Below are 15,696 nucleotides of genomic sequence, written 5' to 3' on the forward strand. Positions count from 1 at the left end.
AAGCTTGAAACATAAGCTCCCGACAACAAGCCTGCTTTAAGGGTAACTTTATAAAGCCCCTGGAAAATCTAATTTTTTCGGGGTTATTCCCTCCTAAAGCTGTTGTATAATAACTTTAGGTTCTTTATGAACCGGACGTGGTTAACGGATTGCTGCTGTCAATCAACAACAGTTATCCCCTGCGAAGCAAGGTATTCAGCGAGTTGAGTCCTCGTCATTACCCTTTTAGCCTTTTTAGGCTTCTTCGCAGTCATGTAGCCGTCAGTTTTGTAAGGCTCGTCCTTACTTAAGATGTGCCAGATGGCAGTCAGGAACATCTTACAGATTGCGATGATGGCTTTCATGTAACCACGTCTGCTTTTTATACGGTTAAAGCGACTTGTAATTTCCGGGTGGTCTTTTGAACGCACAACTGATCTGGCAATATTAACCAGCAGCGGTTTCAAATATTTCCCTGCCCGGGATATTTTTCTGCCTTTTACCTTGTGGGCACTTGAATCATGGCTCGGACATACACCTGCCCATGAACAAAGATGTCTGGCCGAAGGAAATACACTCATGTCCGGACCAATTTCTGCCAGCACCCGCATAGCGGTAAATGGGTCCCTGTCAAATCCTGGGACCGTCCTGATCAGCTCCAGCTGATGAGCATAGGGTTTCATTCTCTCTGCAACGTCCTGCTTGAGCACTGCTTCATCTTTCACAGTTCTATCTAACCTGCTGAAGGCCACTTTGAGTTTGGACAAAGAAGATATATCTACAGATGATGCCTTTGCTACTGCTTCTTGGATAACAGGGATTGGCGTCTTGCATCGTTTTCCAATGAATGGGGCCACATTAAATTTCTCACCAGGATGATTAAGCATATAGTCAATGATTGATCTTGATGTCTTCCCAAATACATCTGAAAAAACAACATCAAGCTTGATGCCTTCCCCAGTTAAGCAATTCAGTATGCGGTTTTTCTCTCCAGTCATTGCATTATGAATTTTCTGGCAGTACCGAATTGTTGACCTCATGATTCTGAATTCTTTTGATGGAATAAAACTTGCAACCACACGTCCACTGGCATAGGATTTTGCAATCCATTTTGCATCAGCGGGATCACTCTTTTTACCTTTTAATGGTTTGGTGTACTTGGGATGAGACACAAGGGGATGTAATCCGGCTTCTTCCGCTGCATCATATATTGGATGCCAGTATTGTCCGGTAGACTCCATACATACATCATGACAGTTTTTGGAAATGATCCAATCAGTCATTTTCTTCAGGTCTTTGGGATACGTAGTAAACTGGGCGGTATAATATTTAACCGGACTGTCACTATTGTCATAGATAAAGACGGCTGCAAATACTGATTTCTTATGGACATCAAGCCCACAGCATATGGGATGAATATATTCATTCCTGTCACCAATTTCTATGCGTTCATGCATTGCATCTTTCCTCCTTTCTACAATAAGGATAAATAAAGAAGTAAAGGTGAATGTAGCGGACATTGACTGATCATTCTGAATCAATCGAGACGATTGTACAAAGATATAAGCTTACGGGCTCTGTTGCCGGGCCGAAGCCTGGCGGCACCAATTTTCAATTCCAAAGAATGATCTCCATATTTAATTGAACGGGGTAGTTGCTGCCACAGCCCCACCACTCAGCTCCACGGGTTTATGTAGTATATCCGCCCATCCACCATAAGTATGTACCCCAATAGGGGATAAAACCAATAGAAAGTGATGTTAGACAACTCCCGTTTCTTTGATATTCAGTGGCGCACCGCGCCCAATCTCTAATTGAGGAAAAGACAAAATTGAGATGATTCCATTTTCTGCGTATTTTCCTTAACGATAAATCTGCGGTATCTATACACAATGCTTCCCGCCGCTTCTAGGGAAGCACTGATTAATTCATAGAGTCTGCTTTTATAAGAATTTTTATGCACTGCTTCGTCATGGGACTCCTTAAATAGCTCGCTATTCGCGTCGTCCCATTCCTTGCATTGCATAAAAATCCAAGAATAAAAGCAGACAGTGATTTAATCAGCGCTTCCCTAGCGAACCTGTTTTCCCAGAAGGAAGGAGACCATCATGGAAAGACCTTATATTATCTGTCATATGGAAACGAGCCTGGACGGCAAAATCATGGGAAAGTATCTGTGGCTCCCCGGCCCGGAGGGTGTGGAGGATTCCTTTTATGCAGTGCAGAGGAAATTTAATTTCCAAGCCATCATCATGGGACGCACCACCATCGATGACAACAGGACCCTGTACAAAAAGCCGGAAATCTATGAAAATGCCGTTCCCCTGCCGGAGGGAGATTTCCTTACCGGCGCCAAGGGGCCCTTCCTCATAGCGGTGGACGGGAAGGGAAAACTGGCCTGGGAGGAAAAGAGGGCCGAGGAAAACGGGATTTCCATGGACATTGTGGAAATCCTGACGGAATCTGCTTCCATGGGGTACAAAGATTTTCTCCGCCGGAAAGGTATCAGTTACCTGATCTGCGGCAAAGACAAGGTGGACCTTCCCCTGGCCTGCAGGAAAATCAAGAACCTCCTCCATGTGGACACCATGATTTTGGGCGGCGGCGGCGTGCTGAACTGGAGCTTCCTGCAGGCCGGACTGGCAGATGAGGTGAGCCAGGTCATAGCGCCTGCCGCCGACGGCAGCTGCCATACCCAGACCCTTTTCATGGCAAAGGAAGGCCTTTCCAAAGACCAGCCCCTCCGTTTCAGGGCCCTTTCTTCTGAAATCATGGCTGACGGCGCTGTGTGGATTCGCTGGAAGGTGGGGGAAAAGTCAAACTATGATTTTGACAGGGACCCCGATTTCCGGGCAGTGCAGGAAATGATTCACGCCAATCGTTCATAATTGCAAGGAGGCCCCATGAAAGCCATTGTAATCGGTGCCACCGGCGCGATAGGGCAGGATCTGGTGAAAACGCTTCTCTATGATGACCGTTATGAAACGGTGACCACCTTTACCCGTCGTCCTCTGGGTTTTACCCATCCCAAAATCCAATCATTTATCGTTGATTTCAACCTTCCCGACACCTGGTATCATCTGGTGCAGGGGGATGTACTTTTCTCCGCCCTGGGTACGTCTTTGAAACAGGCGGGTTCTAAAGAAGCCCAGTACCGGGTAGACCACGACTACCAGCTTTCCTTTGCCCGGGCAGCCAGGGAAAACGGCGTGCCCCATATGGTGCTGGTTTCGTCGGTAGGAGCAGACAGTTCTTCCCATTTTTTCTATTTGCAATTAAAAGGGCTCATCGAAAAGGATGTGGAAGCTCTCCAGTTTCCCAGCCTTACCATTTTCCGGCCCCCGTCCCTGATTCGAAAGCATGCCAAAAGGCCGGCTGAAACGGTGTCGGTGAAACTGCTTCAGCTGGCCAGCAGTCTGGGACTTTTCAAAGCCATGACTCCTGTGCCTACGGAATCGGTGGCCCGGAAAATGGCGGATGAAGGCGCTCATCCTTCGGAAGGCGTGGAAATTCTTTCCGCCCAGGAAACAAGGGGATAAATGGACACGCCTGCGGTGTGAGGGTTCATTGGACACGCCTGCGGCGTGAGGGGCGACGGGACTTCGTCCCGAGGGTTCTAAAGGTTCTTAGGTTTGACGGCCCTTTGGGCCGAGGGTTGTGGTATCGCCCTCTTGGGCGATGAGTATGAAGTCAGCGTTACGGGATTTACTTTCGGTGTCATATGGCAAAATAGGCATGACGATGATCAGCCACCTCCGGTGGCTTTCCCCCCTTTGGTGCCTTACGGCACCACCTTTCCCCCGCAAGCGGGGGCACTACAAAGCTCCGTTATGCTATGAGCTGCTTATGAAAGGACTGCTTTTCAAAGCTTTATTGTCCCACCGCTCCGCGGGGGGAAGGTGGTGGCGCCAGCCACCAAAGGGGGATTGCATTTCCGACGCCCGCAGGGCGGTTGTTAAGGTTTTATACAAACTGGCGCCTTATATAATTTAGAGGCGCCCTACAACAACCCTCGCCCCTAAAGGGGAAACAACTCACTATGATTTGTGCGTCGCTTTGCTCCTTCAAATCATGTTCGCTGTGCACGCCAAAGGCGCGTCAAACTTAAGCCCCTTAAGAACCTTCGGCCCAGCGGGCCGTCAACCCTCAATCCCCATAGGCGCTTGTTCATAGGCCCACCGGCTCACTGCTTTTTCGCCAGGGAGGGATTTCTTGTTTCTGCAATCCAGGCGGTAAAGTCTTCCGGCGACACATGGAGTACTCTTTCTGCCCAGGGTTTCCATTTTTCTGATTTCTTCCGGCTGTGAACGATATCTTCCGTCTTCACTCCGGTGTGCTGTTCCAGAAGATAGGCCAGGCGGATCCAGTGGTTGGAATAGCCTTCTTCCAGAAGGGTGAGGGCCCTTTGGGCGGAAATGCCGTAGAACCGCTCCAGCCGCTCTGCCCGGTGGAGAAGATAGGTTTTTTCGTAGACTGCTGCCGTAAGGCCCAGTTTCTTTTTTATCACGCCCCAGGGATCGTCCTTCCGCATGGCCAGAATGTCTTCCATAGAGGCTTCGGAGAGGCAGGAAAGAAGGGCCGCCTGGTCTACGTCGCCAAAGCGGAATCCTCTGTCCAAGGCAGCCTGCACTCTGTCTTCGGGGATTTCATATTTGAAATGGATGCTCCGGACCTGGTCTTCGGGAGATAGGGATGCTCGTTTCATACAAATGTCCTTTCTTTTATGAAAATATATCATGAATTTTTCATACTTTATTAATATACTATATTTCCCACTTTTCTGTGATACCTGATAGGCATACAGGGAATCGTTTCCTGCTGAAGTGGACCGCTGCGGCCCCATGACGCTCCCGTCATTTCGAGCACAGCGAAGCGGAGTCGAGAAATCTCCTGTCTGAAAGGTTTCCTATGGTGATGACACACATTGAACCCACGCCGGACAGGAAACTTTATGAAAACAAAAATCCCCTCCTTCATGGAGAGGATTTTTTGATTTCATATCAGATTACAGGCCGAATCTGGCGAAGATTTCGTCCACGTGCTTGAGCATGGGTTTGTAGTCGAAGCAGGCTTTGATTTCTTCGGGGGTGAGGTACTTTCTGACGTCTTCGTCTTTGCAGAGGTTTTCGTAGAAGTCTTCTCCCTGGAGCCAGCGTTTCATGGCGTTTCTCTGTACCCAGCGGTAAGCGGTGTCTCTGTAGGCGCCTTTGGCAACCAGGGCCAGGAGGACTCTCGGGCTGTAGATCAGGCCGCCGGTAAGGTTCAGGTCAGCCATCATCTTTTCCGGATAAACCAGCAGTTTGTCGATGAGGCTGGTGGTCTGGTCAAGGATGTAGTCAAGGGCAATGGTGGCATCGGGGAGGATCACTCTTTCTACAGAGGAGTGGGAAATATCTCTTTCATGCCACAGGGGGATGTCTTCGAAGGCAGGGAGGCTGTAGCCCTGGATAAGGCGGGCCATGCCGCAGATTCTTTCGGATTTCACGGGGTTTCTCTTATGAGGCATAGCAGAGGAGCCTTTCTGCTTGGGGCTGAAGTATTCTTCTGCTTCTCTGACTTCCGTTCTCTGGAGATGACGGACTTCCAGGGCCATCTGGGAGAGGACGCCGGCAATGACGCCCAGGGTGGCTACGTATTCTGCATGATGGTCGCGCTGTACGACCTGGGTAGCAACGATTTCCGGTTTCAGGCCCAGTTTTTTGCATACGTATTCTTCTACGAAGGGATCGATGTCTGCATAGGTGCCTACGGCGCCGGAGAGTTTGCCTACGGCCATTTCGTCAGCGGCCCGTTTCATGCGGTCGATGTTCCGGAGGGTTTCGGAGTACCAGAGGAGGAGTTTCAGTCCAAAGGTGGTGGGTTCTGCATGAACGCCATGGGTTCTGCCGATAGTGGGGGTATGTTTGAATTCTACAGCTCTTCTCTTCAGTACTTCTGCCAGTTTTTCCAGGTCGTCGATGAGGACTTCGGAGGCCTGTTTGAGCTGTACGTTGAGGCCGGTGTCCTTCACGTCGGTGGAGGTGAGGCCCATGTGGATGTACTTGGCTTCGTCTCCTACGTGTTCACCTACGTTGGTGAGGAAGGCGATAATGTCGTGGTTGATTTCGCGGTCAATTTCATGGATGCGGTCTACGTCAAAGTCTGCTTTGGCTTTGATCACTTCCACTGCTTCCTTCGGAATGCGGCCCAGTTCAGCATTTGCTTCGCAGGCAGCGATTTCCACATTCAGCATGGTCTGCCATTCATTTCTTTCGTTCCAGATCTTTTCCATGACCGGACGTGTGTACCTTGGTATCATTTGTCAGATTTCTCCCTTCGGTTTCCCAATGCGGGCGCAGATTTCGCGACCCACCACTACACCGGCGGCGGAGGCCTGTGCCAGGCCCCTGGTGATGCCGGCTCCATCACCAATAGCGAAGAAGTTGGGGATCTTCGTTTCCAGCTGGTTTGAAAGCTCGATGCGGGAGGAGTAAAATTTCACTTCCACACCATAGAGAAGGGTGTGCCGTGAATTGGCTCCCGGCGCCACTTTATCCAGCGCTTCGAACATCTCCATAATATCCTTTAAGAAGCGATATGGCAAGACCAAAGATAAATCTCCCGGTGTGGCAGAGGGCATGGTGGGGTGCACCAGACCCCGGCGGATACGTTCTGCCGTGGACCGCCTTCCGTCCCGCAGGTCTCCCAGCCGCTGCACGATGGGGCCGCCGCCCAGCATGTTGGCCAGGGAGGCAATGTACTTGCCGTATTCGATGGGTTCGTGGAAGGGCTGGGTGAACTGTTTGGAAACGAGAATGGCGAAATTCGTATTGCCGCTTTTCTTATGGGCATAGGAATGGCCATTCACCGTCATAAGGCCGTTGTTGTTTTCTGTTACCACAAAGCCGTAGGGGTTCATGCAGAAGGTACGCACCCGGTCGTCAAAGGATTTGGAGAAATAAACCAGTTTGGATTCATAGCAGATGTCGGTGATAGGTTCATAGATTTCCGCCGGAGATTCCACCCGAACGCCGATATCCACCGCATTGGAGGCGGTATGGAGCCCCAGGCTCTCCGCTTCCTTCGTGAACCATTCGGCGCCGTCTCTGCCCGGTGCAGCCACCAGGTATTTGCAGAGATAGGTCTCGCCGCCGGCTATGACGCCTTCCACCTTCCCGTCCTTAACCAGGATATGGTCCACCGGACAATTTGCCTTCACCGTCACATGGGAAGGGAAGCTGTCCCGCATGTGGGTAAGGATTTCCCCATTCACGTCGGTGCCCAGATGACGAATGCGGGCCGGAATGAAGGCCAGATCCGCTGCGGCCGCCTTCCTTTTCAGCTCGTGAATCTTATCCCGGTGCTCGTCGCCGTACACCTGGCGCCCCTCGCCGCCGAACCGGCAGTATACGGAATCCACATAGGAAATGAGCCGGGCCAGTTCGCCCTTATTCATATAATCATCCAGATTGCCGCCATAATCGGTGGTCAGCGTGAGCTTGCCATCGGAAAAGGCGCCAGCACCGCCCCAGCCGGACACGATATTGGCCCGACGGTCAGCGGCCGGTGCTGTCCTGTCCCTGTTTAAGGCAATGCGCTCCCGGATATCCAGGCCCTTCTCCAGAATCAGAATGGAAAGGCCCGTATCCGCCAACTCAAGTGCGGTAAAAATACCGGCAGGACCGGCACCGATAATGACTACATCATAGGATTTTGCCATAAAAAACACCCCGTTTGCATAAAATCATCCTGCTTTATCACGCATATGCGCTTTCTGGGGGAAAGCAGGCAACAAAAAAGCCCCATCCGGGGCCGGATAACCTGAAAAGATTATCCCTTTTTTCATTTTACAGAAACGGAAAGGAAAAAGCAAGGGGAAAAGGGGCCGCTCCGCGGCCCGGGTTCAGAAAGGTTCAGAAGGTTCAGAGGGTGGTGTTTTCCAGTATTCCCGTAGGGGCCTGCGCCTGCGGCGCAGAGAGGCATATGGCATCCATCGGGCCTCTGGCCCTCGGTGCCAAGGGTTGTGTAGAAAGGTTGCATCGCTTCGCTCAGGAGGCGACAGCGGCTCTGCCGCTGAGGGTGGTGGATTGCCCTACGGGCGATAAGGTATATATTATGTAGTTTCCTGTCCGGCTTGGAGCCGCTGCGTTTCAACTCGATAGGAAACTTTTGGGTACAGGAGATTTCTCGACTCCGCTTCGCTTCGCTCGAAATGACGGGAGCGGCATGGGGCCGCTGCGTGCCGCCTCAGCAGGAAACTTTTTACACTAAAAAATCCCGCCGGCCATGAAATTCATTCTTGTCCGGCGGGATATATTATTTCTTATCGTCTACGAAAATCCGCTGGGCTGCTTTGTAGCTCAGGGAAATGTCTCCTTTAGGTGTTTCCAGAAGGATGGGGCCTTCGTAGGGTTCTTTTTCCTTCACTTTGACTTCCATGTCAATGTCGATGCCCCGGCTCTGGAGGTAGTCCATGAGGCTGTAGTCTTCCATGATACGGCGGATGTGGGTGGTATCTCCTACTTCCAGATCAGCCAGCCGCTCGCGGGTGATTCCCAGACGGCTGCCATCTTTTCGGGGGATGGGATCGCCGTGGGGGCAGTGGGTGGGGTGGTTCAGGTAGGCTTCCAGTTTTTCAGAAAGAATGTCATTGGTCTGGTGTTCCAGTCCTTCCGCCATTTCATGGGCCTGGCTCCAGGAGAAGTGGAGGTAGTTTACCAGGAATACTTCCCACAGGGCATGGTAGCGGAGCAGGCGGCCTGCTTCTTTCCGGCCCTTTCTCGTCATCTTGCTTCCCTTGTAGGCTGTATAGTCCACATATCCCTGTTTCTGCAGTTTTGTGATCATCTCACTCACCGAAGGAGGGGAGACCTGGAGGGTCTGCGAAAGTTCCTTATTTGTGACAATATCATGGTTTTCGCTGAGCAGATATATTGCCTTTAAATAATCTTCCTTGCCCGATGTCATGATAGTACCTTCTTTCTCCTAAAGAAAAACAGAGTTGAAAATATGTGAAAAGTAGATTTGCCTCCTATTCATTTTTTATTATAGGCGCTATTCATAACAAGCACAAGAGAAAAAATAAATTTTTGCAGTATATGAGAGAAGGGCACGCTATGGACACACCTTCGGTGTGAAGGTTGACGGGGCTTCGCCCCGAAGGTTCTGAAGGTTCGTAAGTTTGACGGGGCCTTTGGCCCCGAGGGTTGCGGATTGCCCTGCGGTGCACAGCGAACACATTTTGAAGGAGCGCTAGCGACGCGCAAAATGTAGTGAGTCGTTTCCCCTTTAGGGGGCAATGCTTATAAAGTCAGCGTTACGGGATTGGCTTTTCTGTGTCATAGGGCTTGATTGGTATTCTGGTGATTAGCCGCTGCGCGGCTCCCCCTTATCCGGCTGCGCCGGACTTTCCCCCATCCGGGGGACAGAATAAAACACCGCGAAACATTCTCTTCATAAGCATCTCTACAGTAAGCACGGGTTGTTGTGCCCCCTCGAAGAGGGGATGGCAAAGGAACTAGATTCATAGGGGAGCTCTGCGACCCGCGAATCCAGTGACATGCTTCCCACCGGGCAAGGTGGTGGCGCCAGCCACCAAAGGGGGATTGCATTTCCTCGCCCGCAGGGCGGTTGTATGGTTTTCGCCGCCAAAGGCGGTATAAAAAATGGCGCCGAAGGCGCCGTACCTCGCCAGCGCAGCGATACTATATAACTCCCGAGGGCGGAGCCCTCAACCCGACCGGGAGGCGTCAGCCGGTCCCGGACAGAACCCTGGCAGCCCAGGGCCGAATGGCCCGGCGGCTGGCTCAACCCTCACGCCCGTAAGGGCATGTCAACCTTCGGGAATACTGTCCATCATGCCGCTGCCAAAGGGCAGCGAACAGCCGCTAGCTATCTATGGTCTTTGGCTTCTTCTTTGGCCAGGCGGTCGCAGAGTTCGTTATACCTGGTACCCACATGGCCTTTGACCCACTGGAAGAGGATGCGGTGTCTTTCCATGAAGCCGTCGATGGCTGTCCACAGGTCCCGGTTCAGCACCGGTGTGCCCTGCACGGTTTTCCAGCCGTTTTTCTTCCATTTTTCTACCCAGCCTTTGGTGAAGGCCTGCTGGAGGTACTTGCTGTCGGTGTGGAAGGAAATGGTGTGGACTGTGCCGTCGTCTGCCAGTTTCAAGGCTTCATAGGCCGCCCGAAGTTCCATGCGGTTATTGGTGGAGGAAGGCTCGCCGCCGGTTAATGTGAGCAGTTCTTTTCCTTCGCAGCTCAGGAAGACCGCCGCAAATCCTCCGGGACCGTCGGGGTTCACCAGGCAGGAGCCGTCGGTGTAGATGGTAAGCTCTTCGGGCAGGGAAAGGGCCATGGAAACGCCGTTATAGGAAAGGATACTGTTATCCAGGGGGTGGATGTGGGGCGGGTAGAGGACTTCCTGTTTCCTGATGTCGGGGATTTCTTTTTTGGGAGCCAAGACGGGGGCATGGGAGGCTTCCTTCACCGGTTTTCCGTACCAGGCTTCCGCTTCCTCCCGAGTCACAAATCCTTTGTACACAGCGCCGGGAAATCCCTGCACCTGTTTCTGGCAGTCCGGCCAGTTGTAGTAAACCCCCGGATTTTTACCTTTTTTGACAATATAATATTTCTTTTTGGCCGATGTTTTGAAATTTTTACGCTGCATATCTATTTCCTGTTTTGAAAAAAGAAGCGCGGATTCCTGAAAGAATCCGTGCTTGTTTACAATATAACAGTTCCGTCTTCCACCATTTTCCAGAAACAGAAGAGGGTGGCCCTGGTATCTTCCAGACTGTCATGCCAGGCGCTGCCTTCATAGCCGTAGTAGCCGGCGCAGGTGATGAGCTTCTGGTACCGGTAGTGGCCATACTGATTCAGGGGAAGATTCTTTTCTTTTCCGTAACGGTCGGAGAAGGGGCCCATGAGGTCGATGGCCCGAAGCTGCCTGCGGCCGGGGACGAAGACGCCGTTCTGGCGGAGCATTTTCAGATCGAAGAAAATGTTGTATCCCACCACTATCCGGGCATGGCGGAGAAGATGGGAAATAGCTTCCTTCCGCTCCCCTATGGAGGGCTTGTCCGCCACCATGGCCGGCGTAATGTGGTTCACCGCCATGGCACCGGGCCAGCTTACCGTGTGGTCTGGTTTGAAATATTCATTCATGAGCACCTGGCCCTGGCCGTCAAGGATAGACACCTGCAGAAGCTCTGCGTCTCCCAGAAAGCCGGTGGTTTCCGTATCCAGTACAAGAATGTCGCTTTTATTCATTCTGGTCACTTCCTATCAAAAAAGCGCAGCCTTCCCTGCGCCCTGACTACTCTTCTTCCCAGGCTGTTTCCCTGCGGTAAGCAGCTCCATTGGGAAGGTCTTTATTTTTCATGGAATGGCGGAGTCTCCTGTTCAGCAGGGTCCGTATTTTCTTCTTTGTGCCGTTCCTGCTGGGCTGTATCTTTTCCATGTCTTCATCTTCCATGATTTTTTCCGTCTTTTCTTTGCCGTACATCTTTCGGGCATACTGATTGGGCCTGGTCTCCCGGGTCACTTTCTGCGGTCTTTTCATGGCGTGATTCCTTTCTAGTAATAATCGTTTTCATTGTATCACACTTGGTCAGGGAAGTCATTGAGAAAATGCAGAGGGCGGCTGACGCCTTTGGACACGCCTGCGGCGTGAGGGTTCAGAGGGGAAGGGTTCTTAAGATTGACCGGCCCTTGGCCGGAGGGTTCTTAAGTTTGACGGGGCCTTCAGCCCCGAGGGTTGTGGATTGCCCTGTGGGCAATGCTTATAAAATCAGCGTTACGGGATTTACTTTCAGTATCATATGGCATAGTAAGCATTCTGGTGATTAGCCGCTACGAGGCTCCCCCTTATCCGGCTGCGCCGGACTGTCCCCCATCCGGGGGACAGAATAAAACACCGCAAAACATTCTCTTCATAAGCATCTCTACAGTAAGCACGAGTTGTTGTGCCACCTCCAAGAGGAGGAAAGGTGGTGGCGTTAGCCACCAAAGGGGGAATCTCCATCACCCGCCAGGGCGGTTATCAAGGTTTTATCATAAGAGGGCGCCTTCTATAAATGTAAGGCGCCCTCCACAACCCTCAGCGGCAAAGCCGCTGTCAAACTTAAGAACCCTCGGGGCGATAGCCCCGTCAAACTTTAGAACCCTCAAGCCCCATAGGGGCTTGTCCATAAGGCGTGTCAACCTTCGGGAATACTGGAAAGCACCGCCTTTTGAACCCTGTGAATTCCTGTGAACAGTGATTTCTACTACCCCTAGTAGGTTCAAAAGGATTTTCTCCCATTATCTTGTGAATGTACAGAAGGGGAAAGAGATGGTAAAATTAAGTTATTCACAAGATTCTTCACTTATGAACAGCTTTATTCAAAAGCTGAATTTTCCGTATTTATCGGATTTTACAGAATTTTCCGCGAAAAACTTTTTCACAGAAATTCACAGGTATTCACATATTATCCAAAGGAGATATTATGGATTTTTTTCTGCTTTGGGAACAGGTGCTGGACTACATTAATAAAAATGACAGCCAGTACTATCAGATGTTCTCATACAATGTATTTCCCACATCCATGACCGACACCACCCTGGTCATTACGCCCAATAAGCCTTACCTGGTGCGGTGGATCAACGGAGTGTACAGGGAAAAGCTGGAGCAGATTGTGAGCCGGATTGCGGGAAAACCGATGAAGGTGGAAGTGGCCCCGCCTCCTGATTCCACGGCTCCCTCACCGCAGATGCCGGTGCCTCCGGCACAAAAGGAAGCAGCGGCTCCCTCTCCGGCGCCTGCCGTTCCTCTGCCGGAGGATGAAGAGCCTCTTCCAACACCGGTTCCGCAGCCCCTTCCGGAAACACCGGCAACGGACCCCTTCCCGAAGGAAGTGGCGCCGCCCGATTTCTCCAACCTCAAACCGAAAACAGCGGACCAGGTGACTCTGCCGGATATCCGGAATTATGAAAGTCTCCACGAGCCTTCCCTTTTCGATACGCTGGGGACTACGGTGGAGACGAAGAAAAATTTCCAGCCCAATCCGGTGAACGAGGAATACACCTTTGAAACCTTCGTCCACGGCAACTGCAACGAAATCGCCTACCAGGCCGCCTATGCGGTGGCCCAGACCGCCACCAATCCGAACCAGGCGGACCAGAAGATGAATCCTCTTTTCATCTACGGCCCGTCGGGACTGGGGAAGACCCATCTGCTTCATGCTATCTGCAACTATATCCATACTTATAAGCCCAGCCTGTCGGTGCTCTTCGTTTCCAGCGAAACCTTCACCAACGAGCTCATCGATGCCATCCAGAACCACACCATGCCCAAGTTCCGGGCCAAGTACCGGAATCTGGATTTCCTCCTCATCGACGATGTGCAGTTCTTCGGCTCCAAGGATTCCACCAAGATGGAAATCTTCAATACCTTCAACGAGCTTTTTGATAAGAAGAAATACATCATCATGACCAGTGATCGCACGCCATCGGACATTGACAAGCTGGAGGACCGTCTGCAGAGCCGCTTTTCCAGCGGCCTGGTGGCTCCCATTTCACCGCCGGACTATGAAATCTGCTGTATCATCCTGCAGAAACGGGCGGAAAAAATGGGCATCACCCTGCCCAAGGATGTGGTGGACTACATTGCCAGCCACATCAATACCAATGTCCGTGAGCTGGAAGGGGCCTTCAACAAGCTGGTCACCTTCTCTCATATTAAAAAGGAACCTATTACCCTGTCCTTTGCCCGGGAAGCACTGAAGGACCAGATTCCCATTGAAAGCGGACAGGAGCTCACCGTAGATTTCATTATCGACACGGTATGCAAGTACTACGGCGTGAAGAAAGAAAAGCTTCTGGGAAACGGCCGCCCCAAGAGGATCGTCATTCCCCGGCAGATTGCCATGTACCTCTGCCGCAACGAGCTTCATGAATCCTATCCCACCCTCCGGGACTGCTTCAAGCGCAAGGATCATTCCACCGTCCTCTATGCCTGCGAAAGGGTAGAAAACGATATGGCCAAAGACCCCCAGACCCGGGCCGCCGTGGAAGCCATAAAGAAACTGCTTCGAAACAGGTGAGCCATAGTGCGGCCTGTATTATATAGGAAGCACTATCACCCCTAAGTACAGCAGGAAACGTTCCTCCTGCCCCTTCTCAAATGACTGTGAATAATGGGACCAGGGGCAGGGGATATTCCTGTTAACACACTGTGAATAAAGGGGATTTCCCAAAAAGCTGTGAATTCTGTGAATAGCGAAAAAAGTTATTCACTCCTTTCTGACAAACCGGGAAATTCGAGAAAATCTGGATTTTCACAAAGTTATTCACTTTTTCACAGCGTACTACTACTACTACTACTATCTTTTATATATCCCCGTCGTTTTTTAAAGGAGCTGCCATGAAAGTCATCTTCAACAAATCCGATCTCGTCAGTACCCTGGATCGTGTCCAGCGGGCTGCTCAGACCAAAGTCACATCCAATACAAATAATGGATTTTTCATTTCTGCTGCCGGAGGGAACATTCTCATCCAGGCCAATGATTACACCATCGGTATCAAAACCTCCTGTCCTGCCAACATAGAAGAAGAAGGAGTTACCGTCATTGCAGCACCTCAGCTGCAGAGCACCATTCGCATGATGCCGGCAGGAGACATTACTATGGAAAAAGGAGACCATGAAAATCTGGTTTCCTTCCAGAGCGGATCCTATGTATCCAAATTTCCTACCCGGGATCAGGTAGAATTTCCGGATGTACAGGAAATGGACCATCGGAACCACTGCCTGGTGAAATGCAGGGATTTTGCAGACATGGTATCCCTCGTTTCCTTTGCTGCTGCCAATGACAAACAGAAACCCATTTTTTCCGGTATTCTTTTTGAAGTCACAAAGAACACCTTCACCATGGCTGCTACCAATACCCATCGCTTGGCAGCCAAGGAAATTACCCTGGATGAAGAGGCGGCAGCAGAAGGCCGTTTCATCGTTCCTGCCGGTATCCTTTCTGACGTGAGCCGTATCCTTCCACTGGATGACGACACAGCCCAGGTAGAAATTTCCTGGTCCAAGAACCATGTGGCCTTCACCTTCGGAGACACCTACTTCATTGCCAGCCTGGTGAACGGGGAATATCCGGACTACCACCGCATTATCCCCACCCATTTCGATGCTCGGGCAGAAGTAAACCTGAAGGACTTTGAAGAAGCAGTCCGTTTCGTGAGCCCCATTTCCAGAGACATGAGCTACCAGACCATTAATTTCCATTTCGAAGGAGACACCCTGGAAATCTTCGAAGAAGATCCGGACATCGGCAAGGCGGACACCTCCATTCCCGTGAAACTGGAAGGAGACAATATCAGCCTCACCTTCAACTGCAACTACATTGAAGACATTCTGAAACATTCCAAAGGGGACGTGATCATTCTGAATCTGCAGAAAGCAGGCCCCATTGTGATTGAACAGGAAGAGGACAAGAGCTACAGCTACATGCTCACCCCTATGAGAGGAAGGAAATACTGATGAAAGATATCCCGATTTACGGAGACTACATCCAGCTGGACCAGTTTCTGAAAAAATTAGACTATATTTCCTCCGGTGGAGAAACCGGCGCCTTTCTGGAAGGACATACCATCACCCTGAATGGAAACAAAGTCCATGAAAAAAGAAAGAAAATCAGAAAGGATGATATCCTTTCCATTGACGGCGAAGAATTCCACATGACCGGGGCCTAGC

13 protein-coding genes are annotated in these 15,696 nt (G+C 51.0%); 5 read left to right on the forward strand and 8 right to left on the reverse strand.

The annotated features are described in order from the left end of the window. Window positions 1–158: 158 nt before the first annotated feature. Window positions 159–1,436 (reverse strand): IS110 family RNA-guided transposase, encoded by a 1,278-nt coding sequence (locus HMPREF9453_RS05175; protein ID WP_008858654.1) that lies wholly within the window; start codon window positions 1,434–1,436, stop codon window positions 159–161. Window positions 1,437–2,087: 651 nt separating this feature from the next. On the opposite strand from HMPREF9453_RS05175, the gene HMPREF9453_RS05180 reads away from it, so the two are divergent. Further along, the gene (locus tag HMPREF9453_RS05180; RefSeq protein ID WP_008859509.1) at window positions 2,088–2,867 is read left to right on the forward strand and encodes a RibD family protein; all 780 of its coding nucleotides are present in this window, start codon (window positions 2,088–2,090) and stop codon (window positions 2,865–2,867) included. A 15-nt stretch (window positions 2,868–2,882) separates the two neighbouring features. Then, on the forward strand, window positions 2,883–3,518 hold the full coding sequence (locus HMPREF9453_RS05185; protein WP_008859510.1) for an NAD(P)H-binding protein: 636 nt from the start codon (window positions 2,883–2,885) through the stop codon (window positions 3,516–3,518). A gap of 644 nt (window positions 3,519–4,162) precedes the next feature. On the opposite strand, the gene HMPREF9453_RS05190 is transcribed toward HMPREF9453_RS05185, so the two are convergent. From HMPREF9453_RS05190 to HMPREF9453_RS05225, 7 genes are all read right to left on the reverse strand, one after another. Continuing rightward, complete coding sequence (locus HMPREF9453_RS05190) at window positions 4,163–4,684, reverse strand: hypothetical protein (RefSeq protein WP_008859511.1); 522 nt, start codon at window positions 4,682–4,684, stop codon at window positions 4,163–4,165. 300 nt (window positions 4,685–4,984) lie between these two features. Then, window positions 4,985–6,277, reverse strand: coding sequence for an adenylosuccinate lyase (purB, locus tag HMPREF9453_RS05195; protein WP_008859512.1), 1,293 nt, complete (start codon window positions 6,275–6,277; stop codon window positions 4,985–4,987). A gap of 3 nt (window positions 6,278–6,280) precedes the next feature. After that, window positions 6,281–7,678, reverse strand: a complete 1,398-nt coding sequence (locus HMPREF9453_RS05200) for an NAD(P)/FAD-dependent oxidoreductase (RefSeq protein WP_008859513.1) — start codon at window positions 7,676–7,678, stop codon at window positions 6,281–6,283. A 596-nt stretch (window positions 7,679–8,274) separates the two neighbouring features. Beyond that, window positions 8,275–8,925 carry a metal-dependent transcriptional regulator gene (locus HMPREF9453_RS05210; RefSeq protein ID WP_008859514.1) on the reverse strand — a complete coding sequence of 217 codons (651 nt, stop codon included), beginning with the start codon at window positions 8,923–8,925 and terminating at the stop codon, window positions 8,275–8,277. Between the two features lie 924 nt (window positions 8,926–9,849). Then, window positions 9,850–10,629, reverse strand: coding sequence for a ribonuclease H family protein (locus HMPREF9453_RS05215; protein ID WP_008859515.1), 780 nt, complete (start codon window positions 10,627–10,629; stop codon window positions 9,850–9,852). Between the two features lie 56 nt (window positions 10,630–10,685). Next, window positions 10,686–11,231 carry a 3'-5' exonuclease gene (locus HMPREF9453_RS05220; RefSeq protein ID WP_008859516.1) on the reverse strand — a complete coding sequence of 182 codons (546 nt, stop codon included), beginning with the start codon at window positions 11,229–11,231 and terminating at the stop codon, window positions 10,686–10,688. Window positions 11,232–11,277: 46 nt separating this feature from the next. Then, window positions 11,278–11,523 (reverse strand): hypothetical protein, encoded by a 246-nt coding sequence (locus tag HMPREF9453_RS05225; protein WP_008859517.1) that lies wholly within the window; start codon window positions 11,521–11,523, stop codon window positions 11,278–11,280. A 925-nt stretch (window positions 11,524–12,448) separates the two neighbouring features. Between HMPREF9453_RS05225 and dnaA the strand changes: the two genes are divergently transcribed. From dnaA to HMPREF9453_RS05245, 3 genes are all read left to right on the forward strand, one after another. Continuing rightward, a complete protein-coding gene (dnaA, locus tag HMPREF9453_RS05235) occupies window positions 12,449–14,044 on the forward strand; it encodes a chromosomal replication initiator protein DnaA (RefSeq protein WP_008859519.1) in 1,596 nt (531 codons plus the stop codon). A 320-nt stretch (window positions 14,045–14,364) separates the two neighbouring features. Continuing rightward, on the forward strand, window positions 14,365–15,483 hold the full coding sequence (dnaN, locus tag HMPREF9453_RS05240; protein ID WP_008859520.1) for a DNA polymerase III subunit beta: 1,119 nt from the start codon (window positions 14,365–14,367) through the stop codon (window positions 15,481–15,483). Further along, a complete protein-coding gene (locus HMPREF9453_RS05245) occupies window positions 15,483–15,695 on the forward strand; it encodes an RNA-binding S4 domain-containing protein (RefSeq protein ID WP_008859521.1) in 213 nt (70 codons plus the stop codon). The genes dnaN and HMPREF9453_RS05245 overlap by 1 nt, the downstream gene beginning before the upstream one ends. The last annotated feature ends 1 nt before the right edge of the window (window position 15,696 follow it).

It is taken from the genome of Dialister succinatiphilus YIT 11850 (assembly GCF_000242435.1).
Classification (GTDB): domain Bacteria; phylum Bacillota; class Negativicutes; order Veillonellales; family Dialisteraceae; genus Dialister; species Dialister succinatiphilus.

What these genes read in the sequence shown, in the direction of transcription:
- HMPREF9453_RS05175 (WP_008858654.1), bottom strand. Translation starts at nt 1,436, where the DNA reads ATGCATGAACGCATAGAAATTGGTGACAGGAATGAATATATTCATCCC.
- HMPREF9453_RS05180 (WP_008859509.1), top strand. Translation starts at nt 2,088, where the DNA reads ATGGAAAGACCTTATATTATCTGTCATATGGAAACGAGCCTGGACGGC.
- HMPREF9453_RS05185 (WP_008859510.1), top strand. Translation starts at nt 2,883, where the DNA reads ATGAAAGCCATTGTAATCGGTGCCACCGGCGCGATAGGGCAGGATCTG.
- HMPREF9453_RS05190 (WP_008859511.1), bottom strand. Translation starts at nt 4,684, where the DNA reads ATGAAACGAGCATCCCTATCTCCCGAAGACCAGGTCCGGAGCATCCAT.
- purB (WP_008859512.1), bottom strand. Translation starts at nt 6,277, where the DNA reads ATGATACCAAGGTACACACGTCCGGTCATGGAAAAGATCTGGAACGAA.
- HMPREF9453_RS05200 (WP_008859513.1), bottom strand. Translation starts at nt 7,678, where the DNA reads ATGGCAAAATCCTATGATGTAGTCATTATCGGTGCCGGTCCTGCCGGT.
- HMPREF9453_RS05210 (WP_008859514.1), bottom strand. Translation starts at nt 8,925, where the DNA reads ATGACATCGGGCAAGGAAGATTATTTAAAGGCAATATATCTGCTCAGC.
- HMPREF9453_RS05215 (WP_008859515.1), bottom strand. Translation starts at nt 10,629, where the DNA reads ATGCAGCGTAAAAATTTCAAAACATCGGCCAAAAAGAAATATTATATT.
- HMPREF9453_RS05220 (WP_008859516.1), bottom strand. Translation starts at nt 11,231, where the DNA reads ATGAATAAAAGCGACATTCTTGTACTGGATACGGAAACCACCGGCTTT.
- HMPREF9453_RS05225 (WP_008859517.1), bottom strand. Translation starts at nt 11,523, where the DNA reads ATGAAAAGACCGCAGAAAGTGACCCGGGAGACCAGGCCCAATCAGTAT.
- dnaA (WP_008859519.1), top strand. Translation starts at nt 12,449, where the DNA reads ATGGATTTTTTTCTGCTTTGGGAACAGGTGCTGGACTACATTAATAAA.
- dnaN (WP_008859520.1), top strand. Translation starts at nt 14,365, where the DNA reads ATGAAAGTCATCTTCAACAAATCCGATCTCGTCAGTACCCTGGATCGT.
- HMPREF9453_RS05245 (WP_008859521.1), top strand. Translation starts at nt 15,483, where the DNA reads ATGAAAGATATCCCGATTTACGGAGACTACATCCAGCTGGACCAGTTT.